Origin of the sequence: Cypionkella sinensis, from assembly GCF_042646385.1 — a bacterium.
Taxonomy (GTDB): domain Bacteria; phylum Pseudomonadota; class Alphaproteobacteria; order Rhodobacterales; family Rhodobacteraceae; genus Cypionkella; species Cypionkella sinensis.
Genome location: NZ_JBHRTO010000001.1, coordinates 1,286,599 through 1,307,224 on the forward strand (window position 1 = coordinate 1,286,599; position 20,626 = coordinate 1,307,224).

At 61.1% G+C, this 20,626-nt stretch carries 18 protein-coding genes; 9 read left to right on the forward strand and 9 right to left on the reverse strand.

Translation table 11 applies throughout. The features are described from left to right. Positions 1-239: 239 nt before the first annotated feature. From ACFOGH_RS06400 to ACFOGH_RS06420, 5 genes are read right to left on the reverse strand one after another with little or no spacing between them, the layout of a single operon-like run. Positions 240-1,766, reverse strand: a complete 1,527-nt coding sequence (locus ACFOGH_RS06400; RefSeq protein ID WP_380072237.1) for an indolepyruvate oxidoreductase subunit beta family protein — start codon at positions 1,764-1,766, stop codon at positions 240-242. Continuing rightward, positions 1,763-3,907 carry a thiamine pyrophosphate-dependent enzyme gene (locus ACFOGH_RS06405; protein ID WP_380072238.1) on the reverse strand — a complete coding sequence of 715 codons (2,145 nt, stop codon included), beginning with the start codon at positions 3,905-3,907 and terminating at the stop codon, positions 1,763-1,765. The genes ACFOGH_RS06400 and ACFOGH_RS06405 overlap by 4 nt, the downstream gene beginning before the upstream one ends. Then, positions 3,908-4,378 carry a MarR family winged helix-turn-helix transcriptional regulator gene (locus ACFOGH_RS06410; protein WP_380072239.1) on the reverse strand — a complete coding sequence of 157 codons (471 nt, stop codon included), beginning with the start codon at positions 4,376-4,378 and terminating at the stop codon, positions 3,908-3,910. It lies immediately after the preceding gene. Beyond that, on the reverse strand, positions 4,375-5,946 hold the full coding sequence (locus ACFOGH_RS06415; RefSeq protein ID WP_380072240.1) for a phytoene desaturase family protein: 1,572 nt from the start codon (positions 5,944-5,946) through the stop codon (positions 4,375-4,377). Before ACFOGH_RS06415 ends, ACFOGH_RS06410 begins: the two co-directional genes overlap by 4 nt. Positions 5,947-5,949: 3 nt before the next feature. Beyond that, positions 5,950-6,738 (reverse strand): cyclase family protein, encoded by a 789-nt coding sequence (locus ACFOGH_RS06420; RefSeq protein ID WP_380072241.1) that lies wholly within the window; start codon positions 6,736-6,738, stop codon positions 5,950-5,952. 99 nt (positions 6,739-6,837) lie between these two features. Here ACFOGH_RS06420 and ACFOGH_RS06425 point away from each other — a divergent pair, with 99 nt between their 5' ends. The 6 genes from ACFOGH_RS06425 (at position 6,838) to ACFOGH_RS06450 (ending at position 13,593) form a co-directional block, all read left to right on the forward strand. Next, positions 6,838-8,403: a phytoene desaturase family protein gene (locus ACFOGH_RS06425; protein ID WP_380072242.1), complete on the forward strand. Its 1,566-nt coding sequence runs from the start codon at positions 6,838-6,840 to the stop codon at positions 8,401-8,403. 33 nt (positions 8,404-8,436) lie between these two features. Further along, positions 8,437-9,957, forward strand: a complete 1,521-nt coding sequence (locus tag ACFOGH_RS06430; RefSeq protein ID WP_380072243.1) for an ABC transporter substrate-binding protein — start codon at positions 8,437-8,439, stop codon at positions 9,955-9,957. Positions 9,958-10,064: 107 nt separating this feature from the next. After that, entirely contained in the window at positions 10,065-11,075 is a 1,011-nt protein-coding gene (locus ACFOGH_RS06435) for an ABC transporter permease (RefSeq protein ID WP_380072244.1), read from the forward strand. After that, positions 11,068-11,919 (forward strand): ABC transporter permease, encoded by an 852-nt coding sequence (locus ACFOGH_RS06440; RefSeq protein WP_380072245.1) that lies wholly within the window; start codon positions 11,068-11,070, stop codon positions 11,917-11,919. The genes ACFOGH_RS06435 and ACFOGH_RS06440 overlap by 8 nt, the downstream gene beginning before the upstream one ends. Then, positions 11,916-12,785: an ABC transporter ATP-binding protein gene (locus tag ACFOGH_RS06445; protein ID WP_380072246.1), complete on the forward strand. Its 870-nt coding sequence runs from the start codon at positions 11,916-11,918 to the stop codon at positions 12,783-12,785. The genes ACFOGH_RS06440 and ACFOGH_RS06445 overlap by 4 nt, the downstream gene beginning before the upstream one ends. Beyond that, complete coding sequence (locus ACFOGH_RS06450) at positions 12,778-13,593, forward strand: ATP-binding cassette domain-containing protein (protein WP_380072247.1); 816 nt, start codon at positions 12,778-12,780, stop codon at positions 13,591-13,593. Before ACFOGH_RS06445 ends, ACFOGH_RS06450 begins: the two co-directional genes overlap by 8 nt. Positions 13,594-13,663: 70 nt before the next feature. On the opposite strand, the gene ACFOGH_RS06455 is transcribed toward ACFOGH_RS06450, so the two are convergent. The 4 genes from ACFOGH_RS06455 to ACFOGH_RS06470 form a co-directional block, all read right to left on the reverse strand. Beyond that, complete coding sequence (locus tag ACFOGH_RS06455) at positions 13,664-14,119, reverse strand: RbsD/FucU family protein (RefSeq protein WP_380072248.1); 456 nt, start codon at positions 14,117-14,119, stop codon at positions 13,664-13,666. Then, a complete protein-coding gene (locus ACFOGH_RS06460) occupies positions 14,119-15,054 on the reverse strand; it encodes a carbohydrate ABC transporter permease (RefSeq protein WP_380072249.1) in 936 nt (311 codons plus the stop codon). The genes ACFOGH_RS06455 and ACFOGH_RS06460 overlap by 1 nt, the downstream gene beginning before the upstream one ends. Further along, a complete protein-coding gene (locus ACFOGH_RS06465; protein WP_380072250.1) occupies positions 15,051-16,163 on the reverse strand; it encodes a carbohydrate ABC transporter permease in 1,113 nt (370 codons plus the stop codon). Before ACFOGH_RS06465 ends, ACFOGH_RS06460 begins: the two co-directional genes overlap by 4 nt. A gap of 85 nt (positions 16,164-16,248) precedes the next feature. After that, positions 16,249-17,886, reverse strand: coding sequence for an ABC transporter substrate-binding protein (locus ACFOGH_RS06470; protein ID WP_380072251.1), 1,638 nt, complete (start codon positions 17,884-17,886; stop codon positions 16,249-16,251). Between the two features lie 248 nt (positions 17,887-18,134). Between ACFOGH_RS06470 and ACFOGH_RS06475 the strand changes: the two genes are divergently transcribed. Genes ACFOGH_RS06475 through rbsK form a run of 3 tightly spaced genes read left to right on the forward strand, consistent with a single transcriptional unit; the run spans position 18,135 to position 20,622 of the window. Next, a complete protein-coding gene (locus tag ACFOGH_RS06475; RefSeq protein ID WP_380072252.1) occupies positions 18,135-19,187 on the forward strand; it encodes an ABC transporter ATP-binding protein in 1,053 nt (350 codons plus the stop codon). A 45-nt stretch (positions 19,188-19,232) separates the two neighbouring features. Then, entirely contained in the window at positions 19,233-19,688 is a 456-nt protein-coding gene (locus tag ACFOGH_RS06480) for an RbsD/FucU family protein (protein WP_380072253.1), read from the forward strand. 1 nt (position 19,689) lies between these two features. Then, positions 19,690-20,622 carry a ribokinase gene (gene rbsK / locus ACFOGH_RS06485; protein WP_380072254.1) on the forward strand — a complete coding sequence of 311 codons (933 nt, stop codon included), beginning with the start codon at positions 19,690-19,692 and terminating at the stop codon, positions 20,620-20,622. Positions 20,623-20,626: the final 4 nt, after the last annotated feature.

Below are 20,626 nucleotides of genomic sequence, written 5' to 3' on the forward strand. Positions count from 1 at the left end.
GGCCCCGCAGCATCATGGCGGTCCTTGCGGGAAAAAGATGGCAGTGAAGAATCAGCAAGGCGAGGTTGCAGCTACCATCTGAAAAACGATTTCAGCGCAGGTCGGCCTAGCCAACGACACCCCTGCCGCCACCTGCTGAACTGCGGTGGCGCTCCGTCAAAAGTTAAAATATCCTTAAAATGCAGCAGTCAAGCTATTGATATAGTTATATTAAAAATGGTCCCGAGTTGGGACCACCCCTAAACAAAGCTTTTCACCGTAGCCAAGGCCCCATCCAGCGCCCGGCCTTCTTCATCCTGCAATGCCGCCTCCCGCAACCGCCGCGCCCAATCCGCCGCATCGGCGCGGCCCGCCACCAAAGCAATGCCGCCCAGCACCCGATCAAACTTGGAAAGCCCCCGCGCGTGGGTGTCTGAGTAACCCTTCACCAGCCGCCGACAGCGGATCACCTCGACCGCGAGGTCATAATTCCGCTCCAGATACCCCATCGCTGTAGCAAGCCAACGCTCCAGATGCGCGACCTCTTGGGTGTGCCGCAACGACCCCAACCGCCGCCGCTTCATCCCCCCCAGAACATACAGCATCAGATAGGCGCGCAAGGAATCCGTCCGCATCCGCCGCCCCTTGTTGAACCAGCGATCCAACCGCGCCATCCAAACCGGGCTGGCCTCCACCTTCGCGCCCAGCTTCGCCGGAAGCAACCCCACGATTTCTTCCGCCCGAGGATGCAGAAACTCAGTCAACTGCACCACATTCCCGGCCTTCGCACCCATCTCGGCCGCAATCCGCTCCGCCCGCCCCGCACGGGTTTTCAGATCGGCGACCCGGATCACATCATCATAGGCCATCGCATTGGCAATATATTTCGCGGCCTGCTTCGATAACTCAAAGCTGCCGCCATCCCGCGCCAGCACCGCCTCCACCCGATCCAGATAAGTCGCGCCATAGGCCAGATCCTGAAACTCTACCACCTTGCGCAGCCCAAGAACCGCCATCTCAGCCACCGCAGCAGGCATCCGCCCCGCCCGATCCGCCAGCGCCTGCCATTCCGCCAACAGCCGCGCCGAACCTGTCGGCGCTGCCGTGACCGCCGCCGCCACCGCAGGCAAACTGATCGGCCCCTGCGCCGCCGCAAACCCCGCCGCAAACGCCCGCAGCGAAGCCTCCGCCCCCTTGCCGCCCGCCTTGATTGCCGCCTCAAACGCCTCGCGCGGAAAGGGCAGCACCTCGGCACCCGCAATCGCGCCAAACATGCTTGCCGAAATCACCGAGCCTTGCCCAATCGCCAAGGCATCGAAATCCGCCGCGATGAACCGCCGCGCCGCCACTTCCGCCGCCGCGATCACCTCCTCGGATGAGGCGATGCCATCCCCCGGCACCATCTTTTCCGAAACCGCCAGCGCGCGGTGGGTCGAGGTGATCAGAGTGGTGCGATCCGGCGTCACAAAGCCGCGAATGATCGAGCGCCCCGCCTCCATCATCTCCGCCGTCACCATGATATCGACATCGCCCGCCGCAGGCATCAGCGAGAATACCGGATTACGCGGCCCAGCCGGGGCCATCTCGATATAGTAAACCGTCGCCCCCGTCCGCTGCGCCACGCCCGCCACGCTCGTCGCCTGACAAACATAACCATTCGCCCGCGCCACAGCTTCAATCCAGCCCGTCAGCACGCCACCGCCCTGCCCGCCCACGGCCAAAAGCGCCAGTTTGATCACGCCATCCATGCCCTTGCCGCCCGAAGGGATCGCCTGTTGCATCGTCATGCCGCACCTCCGAACACCAACCGCTTAGCATCCCGTCTGCGCTGCAACCAGCCGATCACACGGGCGCGGAATCCGGCCAAACGCATCTCAAACGCCGAGGGGTTATGCACCACATCAGCGCGGTAAAAGCTGGGACACAGCACCGCCGCATCGGCGACCTCGCCGCAATTGCCGCAACCGACGCAAGACTGATCAATCGAGGCCACAGGATCATCGCGCAAAGGATCGTCCAGCTTTTTCAATGACAAAGACGGGCAGCCCGACAGCCGGATACAGGCGTGATCGCCGGTGCAAACCGCCTCATCGACGCCAAAGCGGGGCACATCCACCCGCCGACCTTGCTTGATCGCCGCCGCCCGCAGCGGTTTTTCGCGGCGTTGCTTGTTCAGCATACACTCGCTTGACGCCACGATCACCTTCGGCCCCGGCGCATCTGTCGTCAGCGCCTCGCGGATGGTGTCACGCATCTTTTTCACGTCGTAGGTGCGGTCAATCTGGCGCACCCAATCAATGCCGATGCCACCCAATGCCTTGGAAATCGGGTTCTTCGTCGCCTTTGTCGCATTGTCGGCACGCGACGACATCACATCCTGCCCGCCCGTCGCCGCCGAGTAGAAATTATCCACCACAATCGCCACGCCGTCGGATTTGTTGAACGCCATATTGGTAAACGAGCTGCTCAGACCATTGTGCCAAAACCCGCCGTCGCCGATGATCGCCACCGGACGCCGCTCTCCGCCGCCATCAAAGGCCGCATTCGCCGCGGGCCCCAGACCATAGCCCATCGTAGCCCCGCCAATCTCGAACGGCGGCAACGACGCGAAAAGATGGCAGCCGATATCGGCGGCGATCTGATGCTTGCCGAGTTCCTTCTCCACCAGCTTCATCGCCGCGAAAATAGGCCGCTCCGGGCAGCCGGTGCAGAAACCCGGCGGGCGGATTGGCACGGTTTTGCTCAGGTCAGGAATGGCAGGCGCGTCGATATTCGGCGCGCGCACCCGTGCCGCCAACATCTCGGGCGCTGCGGTTTTCAGAAACCCCGTCACGGCATCCAGCATCACCGCGCCGGTATATTCGCCTGCCAGCGGGAACAGCCCCTTGCCATGCAATTTCACCGCCGACCCGGCACGATAGAGGAATGAGCCAAGCTGGGTTTCGATAAACTCCGGCTGGCCTTCCTCGATCACCAACACATGATCCTTACGGTCGCAGAACTGAAGAAACTCCCCGGAAATCAACGGGTAAGTCACGTTCAGCACATAGATCGGCACGGCGGAATCACCGTAAATGTCCGCCAATCCCAACCGCTGCAACGCGCGGATCAGTCCGTTATACATGCCGCCCTGCACCACGATGCCAAAGCCCGCTTTCGGGCCAAACACCTCATTCAGCCCGCGCTCGCGGATGAACTTTTCCGCCGCAGGCCAGCGGTTTTTCACCTTGTCCTGTTCATGCGCGAAAGACATCGGCGGCAGAACCACCCGCGCGAAATCAGAGCGCGGGTTCGACAAAGCCTGTTTCACCGACAGTTTCGGGCGCTGATTGTCACGGGTTTGAAAACTCCCCGTCACGTGACACGACCGTATGCGGACCATCAGCATGACAGGGGTGTTCGAAACCTCCGACAGCTCAAATCCATCCGACACAGCCTGCACAATCGAGGGCAAATTGGGTCGCGGATCGAGCAGCCAGAACTGCGATTTCATTGCGAAAGCATGGGTGCGTTCCTGCATGATGCTGGAACCCTCGCCGTAATCCTCGCCCACGATCACCAAAGCGCCGCCCGTCACCCCGGACGAGGCCAGATTGGCCAAAGCATCCGATGCGACATTGACCCCGACCGAGCCTTTGAATGTCACCGCACCGCGCATCGGGTAATGCACGCTCGCAGCCAGCATCGCCGCCGCCGCCGCTTCATTGGCATTGGCCTCAAACCGCACGTCCAACTCGGCCAGCAGATCCTGCGCATCGGCCAGAACATCCATCAGATGCGAAATCGGCGCGCCCTGATAACCGCCGACATAGGCCACGCCGTTCTCTAAAAGCGCCTTGGTCAGCGCCAAGATCCCCTCGCCGGTGAAGGTTTCCCCCGCGCCCAGACGCAGGTCTTCGACTTCGGCCTTGAAAGAACGCTCTGCCATCTAAATCTCGTGCTTTCTGATATTTGTCAGCATTTTCTGGAGTGTAGCGGTAAAGGCTTGGCGTTCGGCCTCGGGGATCCCGCGAAACATCCGGGCTTGGGCCTTGGCCATGTGCGGCCAAAGCGCCTCAAATGTGCTGCGTCCAGCCTCAGTGATGAACACCCGCACTGCGCGACTGTCGGCGCTGTCGGCCTCGCGCCGGACCAAGCCATCGGCCTGCAACTGATCCAAGCTGCGGCTCAGCGTCGACGGATCGACCACAGTATAAACCGCCAATTCCCGAATCAGCGGACCTTCCACAACCGAAAGCACCGCGAGGGCGCGCATCTTCGGCGTCGAAAGCCCCTGCTCGGCCATTTCTTCGCGCAAGCTCGCGTTGTAGCGGCCCATGATGCGGTTCATCAGATACGGCGCGAAATTGGTTAACCCGATCTCGCCAAGACGCGGCACCGTTGGGGTTTCGTCGTTCATGCGCCCAGCCTCTTCGCCGCGTTAAAGCCCGATCCACCGCCAAGGCCCGGCCCCGGATGCGTTGAGGCCCCGATATGGATCAAACCGCGCACCGGCCCGGCGCCGTTGGTCGAATGCGCAAATGGCCGCCAGATAAAGAACTGATCCAAGCTACACGCGCCGCCATAGGGATCACCGCCGACGAGGTTGCAGTTCATCCGCTCCAGATCGGCCGGAGAATAGGCGCGGCAGGCCAGTTTGATCTGGTCGAAATCCTTGATATGGCTTGCCAAAATCGCCTCGATCCGGTCAGCAAACGCCTCACGCGCGATGTCCCAGTCCTGTGCTGCAATCTCACCGCCCGCATCGCCTTTGATCACCCGCGGCGCATCAGGGATCTGCAACCACAGGATCGCCTTGCCATCGGGGCAACGGCTTGGGTCCAGACGGCTGGGTTGCCCGACGCAGATCGTGGGCACGGCTGGCAGCATCCCGCGCTCGGCCTCATTGGCGGATTTTGACACCGAATCCACGCCATCCGAAAGATGGATCAGCGCCACATCCGCCAGCCCCGGCGTTAACCATTCGGGTACGCGATCCAGCGCATAATGCAACTGGAAGTTGCCGCGCCCATGCCGGAACTGCCGAACTGCCGCGTGATCTTCCGGCAGGTTCACATCCAGCAACCGTCCATAAAGCTGGCTCGGCGCAACCGAGGCCAGCACCGACTTGCTGGCGATTGCCTCACCCGAGGCCAGTCGCACACCCGTCACCCGACCGTCGCGAGTGGTGATCTTTGCCACATCCGCGCCGGTGCGGATCACGCCGCCTTGCGCCTCGATCAGCCCACGAAACGCCGCCGCCGCCTGCCCCGCGCCGCCCTTGGCAATCGGCGCGCCGGCTGCTTCCAACGCGAAGGCGATCACCTTGCCCATTTGCGCCGAATAGGCAGACTCCGGCGTCAGGCCACAATGCAGAACCCACGGCGCCCACAGGGCCTGGACCAACGGGCTTTGATAATTGGCCTCCAGCCAGCCCCGCGCCGGGGCCAAAGCGCTGCCCATCCAGGCCGCAAGCCCCCGCAAACCCCGCTTGCGCACCTGGCCCCACAGCAGCTTTGCCGTGGCCCAAGACCATAAATTACCGCCCAGCAACGCGAACAAGAACGGCGCATCAGCGGCGATCTGCCCGACGTCGCGGGCGTGTTGATCGCCATCTCCCGCCGCCAAAGCATTGAACTTGCTGACATTCAGCGTCTGATCCATCGTCAGCACCAAGGCCTGCCCATCCGGACGCAGCACCGCTGTCGGATGCGGGGAATGGCAATACTCAAACCCGTGCTTGGCCAGGTGCGGCCCCAAAGCCGCCCCGGCGGGCGAGGTCATGAACAGCACGAAGGTCGCCGCCATCACATCATGCCGGAACCCCGGCAGCGTGATTTCATCGGTATAAAGACAGCCGCCGATCCGGTCCTCGCGCTCCAACACCAGCACGCGCGCGCCCTTCAGCGCGAGCAAACTGGCCGCAACCAGCCCGTTGATGCCAGAACCGATGATGATGTGATCAAACTTCCCCGGATCGGCGGCCATTGGTTAACGCGCCACCAGCGCCAAAGCCCGGATCGGGCTGCCAGTGCCGTTCTCGATCTTCAACGGAGCCGCAATCAGGATAGCGCCCTTGGCTGGCAGACGGTCCAGATTGGCAAGGCTGGCCAAGCCGTAGCAGTTGTTCTTATGCAGCAGGTTATGCGCCGGAAACGGCGGCGTCATCCCGCCCGCCTGCCCCGCATCAGTGCCGATGCATTGACTGCCCCAGCCAACAATTCCCGTTGAAATCAGATACTCGATGACTTCAGCAGTTGGCCCCGGCGTGTGCGGGCCGGTTTCATTGGCGTTCAGGAACAGATCTTCGGAATGGCTGCGCTTGTCCCAATCGCTGCGCAGAACCACCCATTCACCCGCCTTGATCGCGCCATGCTTGGCCTCCCACGCCTTGACGTGATCAATCGTAAGCAGGAAATCTGGGTTCGCCCCACATTCCGCCGCGAAGTCCAAAACGTTAACGGGCGCCACCAGCCGCTGCACCGGCAGCGTGTCGGTGTAGCCATCTGCATAATCCTTGCCGGTGATCCAGTGATGCGGCGCGTCGAAATGCGTGCCGGAATGTTCGCCCACCTTCAGCCAGTTCCACGCCCAGAACGGCCCGTCCTGATCATATTCCGAAATCCGGTGAATCTCGATCTTGGGCGTATCCTTAGCAAAATCCGGTGGCAGCTTCAGCAGCGGCGTATTCGGCCCCAGCACTCCGGTGCAATCGACCACTTCCACGCCACCCGAGGCGAGCATCCCGGCCAGACTGGCCAACACATCCGTTGAACTCATCGCGATCTCCCTGATTACGGCGGCTGTCCCGCCTTACGGAATCAGACTAGACAGAATTAAATGCATTTGCAAATATCCCTGCGTCAACCGGAGTCAAATATGTCCGACACCTATGATGCAGTCTTTATCGGTGCGGGCCATAACAGCCTTGCCTCTGCACTGCATCTGGCCGCAAAGGGCTGGTCGGTTGCGGTGTTTGAGCAGGCAAGTGTGGCGGGCGGCGCGGTGAAATCCGGGGCCTATACCCTGCCCGGCTTTCAGCACGACTGGGCCGCAATGAACTTGTCCTTGTTCGCAGGATCGACCTTTATGAAGGCCTATGGCGCTGAATTGGCGCAAAATGGGCTGGAATTTGCCCCTGTTGCAAACCCTTTCGCCAGCGTCTTTCCCGATGGGACATGGTGCGGTGTGTCCACCGATGCCGCCGCCACCCATGCGCGCATCGCAGCGCTGTCGCCGACCGACGCCGCGACATGGGACAGGCTTTGCGCCAGCTTTGGCGCGGAAGCGCCGCATCTGTTCGGCCTTCTGGGTGCCAAGATGAAATTGCGTGCGCTTGCATATTTCATGTTCAAAACACTCCGCGCCAAAGGCCTCAACGGCACGTTGGACATGGGCCAGTTCCTGCTGCAATCGCCGCGCCAGTGGCTGACGCAGACCTTCACCTCGCCAAAAGTGCAGGCGATGCTGGGCGCTTGGGGGATGCATCTGGATTTCGCCCCCGATATCGCGGGCGGCGCGCTGTTTCCGTATCTCGAAGGCATGGCGGGTCAGGCCTTTGGCATGGTTCTGGGCAAGGGCGGCGCGGATACCATCATCCGCGCGCTGTGTGCCGCGATTAACGCGCGCGGCGGGCGGATTGAAACCGGGCAAAGCGTCAGCCGCATCCAGCATACGAGCGGCAAAGCGACCGGCATCCAGCTTGCCGATGGCCGCGAAATCACCGCCCGCCGTGCGGTGATCGCCAATGTAGCGCCGCGCAATCTGCCGCGTTTGACCGGCACTGCCAGCGATTTTGACGCCAAACTGACCGCCTTCGCCCATGCCCCCGGCACGATGATGATCCATCTGGCTTTGTCCGATCTGCCGGATTGGACAGCAGGCAACGCCTTGAAATCCTTTGCCTATGTGCATCTCGCGCCCAGTCTGGATCAGATGGCGCGCACCTATCAGCAGGCCAAGGCGGGCCTGTTGCCGGATGAGCCGATCCTTGTCGTCGGCCAACCCACCACAGTTGACCCCAGCCGCGCGCCCGCAGACCAGCACACGCTTTGGCTGCAAGTGCGCATGGCACCGGGGCAGATCATCGGCGATGCCAAGGGCGAAATCACCGCGACCAACTGGGGCGAGGCCGCCCTGCCCTTTGCCAATCGCGCCTTGGATATTCTCGAATCCTACGCCCCCGGCACCCGCGCGAAAATCCTCGGCCAGCGCATCGTGCCGCCCACCGAACTGGAAGCCGACAACCCCAATCTGGTGGGCGGCGATCAGATTTGCGGTAGCCATCATCTGTCGCAGAACTTCCTGTTCCGACCGTTGCGCGGCCATGCCGACGGCGCCACCCCGATCCAGAACCTGCACCTGACCGGGGCCGCCGTTTGGCCCGGTGCTGGTCTTGGCGCAGGCTCTGGCTATCTTCTCGCCCAAAAACTGACCGGAAAATAACCCCGGCTTGCAACTTAACCACAGGGAACCGTTATGAAACTTAATCGTCGCGCCTTACTGCAACTCTCCGGTGCCACCATCGCGGTGGCAAGCCTTGGCCTGCCCGCCCGCGCGCAGGCCATCGAAGAACTGGTCATCGCCTACAACGTCAACCTGCCCGCATGGGACCCGACCACCGGGCCTTCCGCGGTGAACCCGACCATTCAGGGCATTTACCAATCGGTGTTCGACCAGTTCATCCTGCAAAAGCCCGATTTGAAACCCGCCCCCGGTATCCTGACCGAATGGGGCTGGAATGATGACAAAACCCAAATCTGGATGACCGTCCGCGATGGCGTGACTTGGCACGATGGCTCGCCGCTGACCGCCGAAGATGTTGCATGGAGCCTTGCGCGCGTCGCCGACCCCGCCACCGGCAGCCCGATCCAGTTCGTCTGGGGCACGCTGACCAACCATCGGGTTGAGGGCAACAAGGTGCTTGCCGATGTCGCGCAATTCGACCCCACCATCTTCAAATGGATGTATTTCCTGACCGGCTATGTGCTGCCGAAAGCCTATTACACCAAAGTCGGTGCGGCCGGGTTTGAGGCCGCGCCGATCGGCTCTGGCCCTTATATGGTCGAGAAATTCGAGCGTGACGCTTACGTCCGCCTGAAAGCCAACGCGAATTACTGGGGCGGCAAGCCAGATTTTGAAACCGTAACAATCAAATTCGTCACCGACGCCGCCGCCCGCGTGGCCGAAGTGGAATCCGGCAATGCCCATGTCACGCTGGAGGTGCCCTATGAGGAATACGACCGCCTGAAAGCCACACTGACCGGCACCGCGACGCCGATTTCTGACATCGGCATGATTTTCCTCAATGATATCGAAGTGATGCTGGACCCGAACGTGCGCAAAGCCGCCGCCCATGCCATCGACAAGCAGACCATCATCGACCGTCTGCTGAAGGGCTACGGCGTGGCGATTGATACGCTGGAAACCCCGGAGTATGACGCTTACGACCCGTCGATCAAGGTGCCCTACGACCCGGATCTGGCGATGAAGCTGCTGGCAGATTCGGGTTATTCGGTTGATAAACCTGTGAAATTCAAGATCCAGACCACCAAGGGCTTCAAGCCGAAAGACTATGAAATGATCCAGGCCATCGTCGGCCTGTGGCGCAAGGTCGGCATTGAGGCCGAGATCGAAACCTACGAGATCGCCAAGCATTACGAGCTGCGCGCCGCCGACCAACTCGCCCCCGCCGCCTTCTACAACTGGGGCAATTCGGTTGGCGACCCGACCACCTCGACCGGCTTTGCGATGTTCGGCCCAAGCCCGCACTCGGTTTGGGATGGCAAGGATCTGATCGACATGATCGGGCCTTTGTGGGGTGAAAAGGACGAGGCGAAACGCATCGACGGCTGGAAAAAGGTCGATGCCTATATCGCCGAAAACGCGCTGGTGATCCCGCTGTTGCAATATGTGCAGCCGATCCTGTCGGCCAAGGGCGTGGTGGTGACGCCGCATGCTTCGGGTGCGCTGTTGCCCTATCTGATGAAGCGGGCCTGAGCGCCGCAAAAGCTGGGGGACTTCGCGTCCCCCAGCCCCCCGCGCAACCGTCGCGCCCATCCGGCGCGATGCGCCCCGTGTTGCATCCCTTGCGGAAGACGAACTTAATGCAATTTCTTCAATCGGTTATCCTGCGGCTTTGCACGACCTTGATCACCCTGATCGGGGTGGCGGTGATCGTGTTCTTCACCGTGCGCGTGGTGCCCGGCAATCCGATCGCCATGATGCTGCCCCCCGGCGCCACCGATGCCGATGTGGCCCGGCTGACCGCGCTTTATGGCTTGGACAAGAGCATCCCGCAGCAATTCGTGATCTGGCTGTCGGGCGTGGTGCAGGGGGATTTTGGCACCTCGATCACCACCAAACAGCCGGTGTTGCAGCTTGTTCTCAGCCGACTGCCCGCGACACTAGAGCTTTCGGTGATGGCGCTGACCATCGCCATTGCCATCGGTAGCGTCATGGCGCTGACGGGCACCCGCCAGCGCGGCACCAACACCGAGGCCGCGATTGACATCGGCAATGGCATGGCGCTGTCGATCCCGGATTTTCTGTGGGGGTTGATCCTGATCCTGGCCTTTGGCGTGCTGATGCCGATCTTTCATATCTCGGGCCGGGTGACGCCATCGCTTGCGCTGCCATTTACCACGAATTTCTATCTGACCGAATCCCTCCTCCGCCTGCGGTTTGATCTGTGGCTGGATATCGCCGCGCATATGTTCATGCCTGCCCTCGCGCTTGCGATTCCGCTGGCTGCCATCATCGGCCAACTTCTCAAACAATCGCTTAAGGAAACCATGCATCTCGATTACGTGACCCTCGCGCGCACCAAGGGCTATGGCGAAACCCATGTCATCCTGCGTGAGGCGCTGCCGAATGCCATTCTGCCGACGCTGACGCTGGTTGGGGTGCAGTTCACCTTTCTGATCGGCGGCACCGTGATCATCGAGCGGCTGTTTTCCTACGAAGGCCTTGGCAATATGGCGATTGATGCAGTGATCAACCGGGACTTGCCGCTGATTCAGGGCATTGTCATCCTGTTCGCGGTGATCTTCACCGGAGTGAACCTGCTGGTGGATCTTACCTATGCCGCGCTGAACCCAAGGTTGCGCCATGCTTGACGGACGCAGCACAATCAAACGCAAACTGCCCACCCGGCTGGTTTTATCGGCCACATGGCTGACCCTGCTGGCATTGGCCGCCATTTGCGCGCCGCTGATCGCGCCGTATGACCCGCTCGCACAAGACCTGTTTCTGGGCCAGTTGCCGCCGTTCTGGCTGCAGGGGCACGAGCCGGGTTATTACCTCGGCACCGATTCCCTGGGCCGCGATGTGCTGTCGCGCATCCTTTACGGCGCGCGGCTGGCGTTGACCGTGGCGCTGGTGGCGGGCAGCATCACCTGCCTGATTGGGGCAATCATGGGTCTGCTCGCCGGGTTTCTGCGCGGTTGGGTCGATATTGTGATCAGCCGCGCGATTGATATCTGGATGGCCTTTCCGCCTGTGCTGTTTTCCATCCTGCTGATCGCCGTGCTTGGCCCTAGCCTGAGCTCGATCATCATTGCCATCGTGGTGATCGACTGGACCCGCTTTGCCCGTGTGATCCGGGCCGAGGCGATGAGCCAGGGCGCAATGGATTACGTCGCCTCTGCCCAGATCGTCGGGCGCAGCCGCATTTCCAGCATGTTGACCGAGATTTTGCCCAACGTCCTGCCCACTATCATCGTGCTGCTGACGCTGGAAATGGGCATCGCCATCATCGTCGAAGCCATCCTGTCTTTCGTCAACCTCTCGATCGCCACCGATGATCCGACATGGGGCGGCATGATCGCCGAGGGCCGCGCCAGCATCCACCAAGCCTGGTGGGTGTTGGTGTTCCCGCTGATCACCCTGTTCCTGACTGTGCTGAGCTTTTCGCAATTGGGCGACGGCTTGAAAGACCGCTTTGATCCGGTGCTGAGATGAGTTTTCTGACCATTCACAACCTGTCCGCCCGCCTGAAAGACCGCTCCGATCCTATCCTGCGTCGGGTGTCGTTGCAGGTGGCGGCGGGCGAAGTGCGCGGGCTGGTCGGCGAATCCGGCGCGGGCAAGTCGATGATCGGCAAGGCTATTCTGGGCACCCTGCCGCAATCGGTGGAAATCAGCGGCGGGCAGATCATGCTGGACGGCACTGACCTTTTGACCCTGCCGCCCATGCAGCGCCGTCGCCTGATCGGGGCGAAATGCGCGCTGATCCCGCAAGACCCGCTGACAGCACTCAACCCCTCGCGCCGGATCGGGCCGCAGATCACAAATCGTCTGGTCGATATCCTCGGCTGGAGCCGCGCCGATGCCGACAAACGCGCGCTTGATCTGCTGGCCGAGGTGCAAATCCCCGACCCCGCGCGGGTGATGCGCTGCTATCCGCACGAACTTTCCGGCGGTATGCGCCAGCGCATCCTGATCGCCTCGGCCTTTGCTGCCGAACCCAAACTGATCATCGCGGATGAGCCGACCACCGCGCTGGATGTCACGGTGCAAAAGCAGATCCTGAAACTGATCGCTGCGATGCAGGCCCGCCATGGCACGGCCCTTTTGTTCGTCACGCATGATCTGGGCGTGGTCAGCAAGGTCTGCCAAAGCCTGTCGGTGCTTTATGCCGGACTGGTGCTGGAAGACAGCACGATCCCTGAATTCTTTCAGGCCCCCAAACACCCCTATTCCCGCGCCCTGCTGGCCGCGACCCCGAAATACACCGACCCAGACGGCAGCCTGACCCCGGTGCCAGATGCCGTGATCGCCGCCACGCGTGCCGAAGTCGAAGCCAGCGATCGGAGCGCACATGCCTGACACTCTCGCCGCAAATCTTTACGAAATCGCTAACCTGCGGCTGTCTTTGGCCGATATGACTCGCAAACCGCTGATCGGCGCCGCGCCCCGGCTGGAAATCTTGAAAGGGCTGACCTTCAGCATCCCCAAGGGCGAGATTCTGGGCATCGTCGGCGGTTCTGGCTCGGGCAAATCCACCCTGGGCCGCGCCTTGGTGCGCCTGCTGGAACCCTCGGCAGGCAGTATCCGCTTCGACGGCCAAGACATCACCCATCTGCCTGAAGCCGCCCTGCGCCCGCTGCGCCGCCGCTTTCAGATGATCTTCCAAGACCCGATGAGCAGCCTGAACCCCCGCCACCGCGTCGGGCAAATCATCGCAGCCCCCTTGCGGCTTCACGGCCTATCCAACCCGAAACTGCGCGCGCTGGAAGCCCTCGATCATGTCGGTCTGCCGCGCAATTTCGCCGCGCGATACCCGCATGAATTGTCTGGTGGCCAGCGTCAGCGCATCGGCATCGCTCGCGCGATTGCGCTGCAACCCGATTTCATTCTGGCGGATGAAATCGTCTCGGGTCTGGATGTTTCAAGCCAGGCGCAGATCCTGAACCTGTTGGAAACATTGGTGAAAGACCTCGGCCTGACGCTGGCCTTCATCAGCCATGACCTGAGCGTGATCCGCCGGCTTTGCACCCGCATCCTTGTGCTACACCACGGCCAAATCGTCGAAAACGCCGCCACCGCCGATCTGTTCGCCAACCCACAAGCCGCCTATACTCGCGATCTGCTGGATGCGATCCCGCTGCCAGACCCGAACCAGGTCTGGGCTTAATGGTCATCCTCTCTGCTTAAATATCCCCGCCGGAGGCAACCTACAAGTGCGGCAGGCGCAACAGCCGATGTCAAAGCCGGGGCAAATCCACCACGCCTTTTTTCAGGATAAAGCAGCCATACGGCCCCGGATCAGAGGTGCGCACGATGGCAAACGCCCGCCCTGCCGCCTCGTAAAACGCAAACCGCTCCAGCGCTTCGACCTGCACCGCGCGACCCTCGGCGGCATCCAGCACCGCCTGCACCAGCCCGAACACCGGCACCTGCCCGCCCGGATCGCCCACCACCTGCATCCGCGCCACAGGCGCATCCACAAAGGTATCCAGCGGCATCAGGGTTAAAATCGCCGCGAGCCCTGTGGGAATATCGCAGCCCACCATATCGACGATACGGCCATGCGTGGTCTTGGCGGCAATGCTGGCCGCCGGATGGTTTACATCGCAGATTACCAGCGTATCGCCATGCCCCATCAGCATCAGCACATGCACCAGCTCTGCCGACAGGTGCCGGTCGATCCCTTTGAGCATTACTTGATCGCCCCCGCAGCCATGCCTTTGATGATATAGCGCTCCAGCACCACACCGATCACGATCAGCGGCAGGATCGCCGCCCAAGACAAAGCCGCCATCGACCACCAACTGATCCCCTGCGATCCAGTTTGCGAAGCCACCATCACCGGCAAGGTATTGGCATGGGTCGAGGTCAGCAGCGCCGCGAAGAAATACTCATTCCACGTCAGCACCAAGGAAAGGATGAACGCCGCCACCATCCCCGGCAAAGCAATCGGCAGGATGATGGTGACAAACGCACCCCAGATTGACAGGCCATCGACCAAAGCCGCCTCCTCCAACTCGGTGGGAATCGAAGAAAACTGATCGCGCATGATCCAGATCACAATCGGCAGCACCGAAAGAGTATAGAGCAAAATCAACCCGATACGGGTATCCAGAAGGGCGAGTTCCTTATACAGCACCAGCATCGGCAGCGCCAAAACCACTGGCGGCAAGATCAACTGGCTGAGGAAAAAGAACGAAATGTCGCTGTTGCCCATCCAGAGGAATTTATAGTTGAACCGGCTAAGCCCATAGGCCGCCAAAGACCCCAAAGCCACCGCCAGCACCGAGGATGTCACCGAGGTGATCACCGAATTGGTGAAGCGTTTCAGAAACTCATCCCGCACCGTGCTTTCGGCCCAAATCGTGTCAGGCGACAGGCCCAGAGATTTCCAGCCCAGCCATTTTGGGGTGAAATCCCACCACGGCACCAGATTGCCCTTCATCACGTCAGGCGCCATCTTAAAGCTGGTGGTCAGCGTCCAATAGATTGGAAACAAACAGATAAACGCCCACAGCAACAACAGCGCATAGACAAACAGCCGCCCCGTGAACCATTTCGGGCGAAAGCTGCGATCTGCTGCTGAATCCTTGAAAATCTGCACATCACTCATGCCAGCGTTACTCATGTCCGGGGCCTCGCAAACCGGTCAGCCAATTTCATCAGCACCGTCATGAAGATGATGATCACCACCAGATAGAACATCGCCAGAAGTGTGCCGTAGCCGACGTTCGAGCGGTCACGATACTCGCGGAAAATGAAGGATGTCACCGTATCCGTTGCCCCGCCCGGCCCGCCCGAGGTGACTGCAATCACGATATCGGCCAGTTTCAGCTTGAAGATGATGCGGATCAAAATCGCGGTGATCGACACCGGCAGCATCATCGGGAAAGTCACCTCCCAGAATGCCCTCCAGCCGTTCGCACCATCCACCTTGGCGGCCTCGTTCAATTCCTTCGGGATCGCCTGCAACCCGGCCAAGATCATGATCATCATGAAGGGGATGAACGTCCAGGCGTCCATCAGCATGATCGTCGCTTTGGCCACGCCGGGCGTGCCGAAGAACGAAGGCGTCTCCCAGCCGAAAAACCGCGCCAGCCGCGCCACCGGGCCAAAACGCGCCTCGAGCATCGACTTGCCGATCATCCAACTTACCGCAATCGGCGACAGCATCAGCGGCAGCAAAAACGCCACCCGAAAGAACTTGCGCGCACGGATCTCGGCGTTCAGCGCCAGCGCCAGCCCAAAGGCGATGGTATATTCCACAAGAATAGCAAGCACATACCAGAACATGTTGAACAAGGCGTTCCAGTAAAACGGGTCCGCCCACATCTGCCGCACATTGGTCAGACCGTTGAAATGGCGACCATCAGGGCTGGAAAGATTCCAATCCGAAAACGCAATCACCAGCCCGAACAGCAGCGGAAACACGGTCAACGAGATTACGAACAATGCCGCAGGCAGCACGAACAACGTGCGCTTGCCATGCTCGCCATGCAGCAGGACCTGCCCCCAACTCAGGCAAAATGCCCACAGGATGTAAGCGTAAAGCGTTGGGCGCCAATTCGTCAGGCCAAAGTCATGCACACCCTGCAACTGCAACAGTTGCGCCGCTGCCACCAGCAGCATCAGCGCAGCCGAGCCCCAGATGATGCCCCGCCCCAGCGCACGGCGCTGATCCGAGATATTGTCATTGCTGACAACGTGTAAAAGATCGCCTGAACCGCTCAAAGCCATGCCCCGCCTGAGAAAAGTAAGGTGCGTGAAATCACGCACCCTACGGTGTCATTGTAGGGTGCGTGATTTCACGCACCCAGAAGGATCACATCCCCAAGCTGGCCTTATACAGCTTGATCTGCGCATCCCGCCCGATCTGGTCGGTGATCTTCTCCCAAGCCGCCGCAATCGCATCGGCGGTTTCTTGTGCCGATTTGTATTGGCCGGAATAGCCCTTGGCCAATTCATCCTCGGCGACCGAATAGTATTGGAAGATGCCGGGGATACGCGGTTCAATCGCGGCGTTGGGGTGGTTGTAGCTGTCAAGGTTCGAGCCGAGATAATCCTCGATGAACGCCTTGTCATAGCCTGCGGCCACCCATTCGTCGTATTGGAACTGGCTGTTGCGGTAGGGTTGGAAGCCCGACGGATAGGCCGCCATCCAAAGCGAGATATCCTTGCCGCCCAGATGCGCCGCCGCCGACCAAGCCGCTTTGCGCTTTTTCTCATCCGCCGAGACGCGGTTGGTCACATAAACGCCCCAGCCAAGGAAGGCCATGTTGGGGGACTCGTTGTAAGTCTCCTCCCAAGCCGCGGTTTTGGAGTTATACACCTTGTCCGAGCCGCGGTTGATGCCAAAGCCCACCACATCGCCCACCACCGAAGTATCGGACGTGCGCGCGTTCGAGCCCACATCGCCCCACCACATCAGGCTGGAACCCGTGCCGGCCAGGAACTGCGAGAACGCCGTGGTGCCCGGATCGGCGTTGATCTGGTCTGCCGGATAGGCGCCGGGGGTGGCGATCAGGTCCATCACGTCTTGGATGGCCTGCACCCAACCCGGATTGTTGACGCGCGGTTTCATGGTGTCCGGGTCAAACAGCCAAGCCGGATCGGACGGATGCTTGACATAGGCGGTCGCGCGGTTTTCCAGGAAGTAGAAGCCAAAGCCACCCCAGCCCTTCAGCGGGTCGAGATAGCCAATCGCGGGCTGGCCGGTCAGCGGATCGGTCTTGCCAACGATGGATTTGGAATAGGCGTTGACCTCTTGCCAGGTCTTCGGCGGCTCTGCCATGCCGGAAATAGCGCCGTCACCGAAGTAATCGGTCCGGTAAGCGAAGGTGTGGCAATCGCCGTCGATCGAGATGCGGTAGGTCTTGCCATCCCACGTGCCGACCGGGGCTTTGAGGTAGTTCACGTAATCGTCCATGTCGATCTGGGTTTTCACCCAATCCGGCATCTCATCCAGCAGGCCCTTGCTGGCGGTGTCGCCCTCCAGCGGAGCACCCATCGCCAGAATGTCGAAATCGACCGTCCCAGTTGCGATGCTTTGCTGCAAGCGCCCGTTGTAATCAGCCTGTGCAAGGTCGATCCAGTTGATCTTGGCGCCGGTATAAGCCTCCCAGCCTTTCAGCAGCCCGCGGAACAGGATGTTATGCAAGCCGTTGTTGTTGATGCCAAAGAAGGTCAGCTCAACCCCGGCAAATTCGCCCTCGGCGACATTGGCCTTGGTGCTGTCGAGACACATCTCGCCCACCTTCTGCCAATCGGCATCGGTCGGGCTGCCCTTGCCCACACCGGGAATCTGCAGGATCTGTGCACGCACCGAATCCTGCGCCGCAGCTGGGCCATAGCCCATCACACGCGGCATCGCGGCCAGCGCCGTCAGCGCAGTCGCGCCCTGCAACATGCGACGGCGGCTGAGTGTGGCCTGAACGGCGGCCTGATAAAGTTCTACTTTCAAAACGTCTCCTCCCTTGGTTGCCCTTCGCGGCGCATGGCCGGGGGCTGTTTTCTGAACGTCTTAGAAACGTGGCGGCCGCTCTGGCCCACCCTGCAAACAGGCCTCCCCTCCCGCAGCAAACACAATCCTCGGGGTCAGCTTGGCCTCTGCCAATGGCTGTGTCAAGATTCTAACATGTTAGTATGATCAGCAGATAGACAGCGCCCGCCGGCCTGACTATTCTTGCGGCAACAACAAGGGGGAACCACATGGCCGAAGTCACAATCCGCGATCTGCGCAAATCTTATGGCGGGGTGCAGGTGATCAGCGGCTTGAACCTTGATATTAAGGACGGCGAGTTTGTTGTGCTGGTCGGTCCATCGGGCTGCGGAAAGTCCACGCTTTTGCGCATGTTGGCAGGGCTGGAAGAGATCACTGGCGGCGATATCAACATCGGGTCGGCGCGTGTGAACAATCTCCCACCGTCCGAGCGTGACATCGCCATGGTGTTCCAGAACTACGCGCTTTACCCGCATAAAACCGTCGCCGCCAACATGGGTTTTGCGCTGAAAATGCGCGGGATGGAGGCCGGGGCGATTCGGGCCAAGGTCGAACGTGCGGGCGAAATCCTGGGCCTTACCCCCTATCTGGATCGCTTCCCGCGCGCTTTGTCGGGCGGTCAGCGTCAGCGCGTTGCCATGGGCCGCGCCATCGTGCGCGATCCAAAAGTGTTCCTGTTCGATGAGCCACTCTCGAACCTTGACGCCAAATTGCGCGTCCAGATGCGCGCCGAGATCAAAGAACTGCACCAGCGTTTGAAAACCACCACTGTCTACGTCACCCACGATCAGATCGAAGCGATGACCATGGCTGACAAGATCGTCGTCCTTCAAGGCGGGCGGATTGAACAAGTCGGCGCTCCGCTGGAACTCTACGACCGCCCCGCCAATGTCTTTGTCGCCACCTTCATCGGCTCACCCTCGATGAACCTGATCGACGGCGTGGTGAAAGGCGGCATGGTAGATGTGAACGGCGCGCGCCTTACACTGCCGCCCGGCTCCACCGCCAGCGAGGGCCAAGCCGTTGTCTACGGTGTGCGCCCGGAAACCTTCACCACCGCTGCCGAAGGCTTGGCAGGCAGCATCGCCGTGGTCGAACCCACCGGATCGGAAACCCATGTCATCGTGCGGCTGGGCGAGCGCGAAGTGACCGCTGTGTTCCGCGACCGCGTCAGCTTCCGCCCCGGCGATGCCGTCACCCTCGCCCCGGATGCCAGCAAAGCGCATCTGTTCGACAAGACGACGGGCCAGCGCATCTCTTGACCCTTCGCGCAAATCCAGCACAGTTAACCCAAAGGGGAGGGCATCATGCTCAAAGGAATTGACCCGCGCTTGAACGCGGAAGTGCTGCATTGCCTGCGGGCGATGGGCCACGGCGATGTGTTGATCTTGGCCGACACCAACTTTCCATCCGACTCGGTCGCCCGCGCCACCGTTACCGGCAAACTGTTGCGGATGGATAACCTGACCAGCGCCGAAGCCGCACAAGCCATCCTGTCGGTTTATCCGCTGGACACCTTCGTGCCCGATTTCGCAGGCCGTATGGAAGTGGTCGGCGCGCCGAATGACGTGCCGCCGGTGCAGGCCGAGGTGCAGGCCGAAATCAACGCCGCCGAAGGTGCCGACCGCCCGATGATCTCGATCGAGCGTTTTGCGTTCTACGACATGGCCCGCCAAGCCTATGCCGTGATCCAGACCGGCGAGCGCCGCTTCTACGGCTGCTTCATGCTGCGCAAGGGCGTGATCCCGCCAGAGGCCAAGTAACATGAGCAAAGCCACAAAACCCATTGTGAACCTTGGCATTTTCGTCGCAGACACCGCCTATCGCGCCGACCGCATGCCGAAGATGGGCGAAACCATCTTGGGAAAATCGTTCGTGCTGGGGCCTGGCGGCAAAGGCTCGAACCAATCCGTCGCCTCAGCTATGGCGGGCGGCAAGACGCATTTCATCACCCGTCTGGGCGATGATGCCTTCGCCGACATCGCCCGCGCCACCTGGGCCAAGGCTGGCGTGGTGCCCGAGGTCAAGATCGACGCCGAAAGCTACACTGGTGCGGCTTTTATCTTTCTGGAAGACGCCACCGGCAACAACGCCATCATCGTCTCGCCGGGGGCCGCAGGCCGGGTTTCGGTGGAAGATGTGGCCGAGAAAGCCGATCTGATCCGCTCGGCTGCGGTGTTCATCACCCAGTTGGAACAACCGATTCCCGCCGCCAAACATGGGCTGGAAATTGCTCGTGCTGCCGGAGTGACAACCATCCTCAACCCCGCCCCCGCCGCCACGCTGGACGACGATATTCTGGCACTCTGCGATTACGTCACCCCGAATGAGACAGAAACCGAGGCCCTCACTGGCCTGCCGGTCACAACGATTTCTGAAGCAGAAATCGCCGCTGACGCGCTGCTTGCGCGTGGCGTGAGGGCCGTGGTGATGACCCTGGGCGACAAAGGCGCGCTTTACCGCGACAAAACCCGGTCGGTGCATATCCCGGTGATCTCGGCGGGTAAAGTGGTGGAAACCACCGGCGCGGGCGATGCCTTCAACGGCGGCTTCGCCGTGGCGCTGTCGGAAGGCCGCGATGTGATCGACGCGGTGCGCTTCGGCTGTGCCACCGCAGGCATTTCCGTCACCCGACCCGGCACCGCCCCTTCGATGCCGTCGCGGGCCGAGATTGACGCGCTGCTGGCGAAATCCTGAAACC

What these genes read in the sequence shown, in the direction of transcription:
- ACFOGH_RS06440 (WP_380072245.1), top strand. Translation starts at nt 11,068, where the DNA reads ATGCTTGACGGACGCAGCACAATCAAACGCAAACTGCCCACCCGGCTG.
- ACFOGH_RS06465 (WP_380072250.1), bottom strand. Translation starts at nt 16,163, where the DNA reads ATGGCTTTGAGCGGTTCAGGCGATCTTTTACACGTTGTCAGCAATGAC.
- ACFOGH_RS06410 (WP_380072239.1), bottom strand. Translation starts at nt 4,378, where the DNA reads ATGAACGACGAAACCCCAACGGTGCCGCGTCTTGGCGAGATCGGGTTA.
- rbsK (WP_380072254.1), top strand. Translation starts at nt 19,690, where the DNA reads ATGAGCAAAGCCACAAAACCCATTGTGAACCTTGGCATTTTCGTCGCA.
- ACFOGH_RS06430 (WP_380072243.1), top strand. Translation starts at nt 8,437, where the DNA reads ATGAAACTTAATCGTCGCGCCTTACTGCAACTCTCCGGTGCCACCATC.
- ACFOGH_RS06425 (WP_380072242.1), top strand. Translation starts at nt 6,838, where the DNA reads ATGTCCGACACCTATGATGCAGTCTTTATCGGTGCGGGCCATAACAGC.
- ACFOGH_RS06445 (WP_380072246.1), top strand. Translation starts at nt 11,916, where the DNA reads ATGAGTTTTCTGACCATTCACAACCTGTCCGCCCGCCTGAAAGACCGC.
- ACFOGH_RS06415 (WP_380072240.1), bottom strand. Translation starts at nt 5,946, where the DNA reads ATGGCCGCCGATCCGGGGAAGTTTGATCACATCATCATCGGTTCTGGC.
- ACFOGH_RS06435 (WP_380072244.1), top strand. Translation starts at nt 10,065, where the DNA reads ATGCAATTTCTTCAATCGGTTATCCTGCGGCTTTGCACGACCTTGATC.
- ACFOGH_RS06475 (WP_380072252.1), top strand. Translation starts at nt 18,135, where the DNA reads ATGGCCGAAGTCACAATCCGCGATCTGCGCAAATCTTATGGCGGGGTG.
- ACFOGH_RS06480 (WP_380072253.1), top strand. Translation starts at nt 19,233, where the DNA reads ATGCTCAAAGGAATTGACCCGCGCTTGAACGCGGAAGTGCTGCATTGC.
- ACFOGH_RS06400 (WP_380072237.1), bottom strand. Translation starts at nt 1,766, where the DNA reads ATGACGATGCAACAGGCGATCCCTTCGGGCGGCAAGGGCATGGATGGC.
- ACFOGH_RS06455 (WP_380072248.1), bottom strand. Translation starts at nt 14,119, where the DNA reads ATGCTCAAAGGGATCGACCGGCACCTGTCGGCAGAGCTGGTGCATGTG.
- ACFOGH_RS06420 (WP_380072241.1), bottom strand. Translation starts at nt 6,738, where the DNA reads ATGAGTTCAACGGATGTGTTGGCCAGTCTGGCCGGGATGCTCGCCTCG.
- ACFOGH_RS06450 (WP_380072247.1), top strand. Translation starts at nt 12,778, where the DNA reads ATGCCTGACACTCTCGCCGCAAATCTTTACGAAATCGCTAACCTGCGG.
- ACFOGH_RS06460 (WP_380072249.1), bottom strand. Translation starts at nt 15,054, where the DNA reads ATGAGTAACGCTGGCATGAGTGATGTGCAGATTTTCAAGGATTCAGCA.
- ACFOGH_RS06405 (WP_380072238.1), bottom strand. Translation starts at nt 3,907, where the DNA reads ATGGCAGAGCGTTCTTTCAAGGCCGAAGTCGAAGACCTGCGTCTGGGC.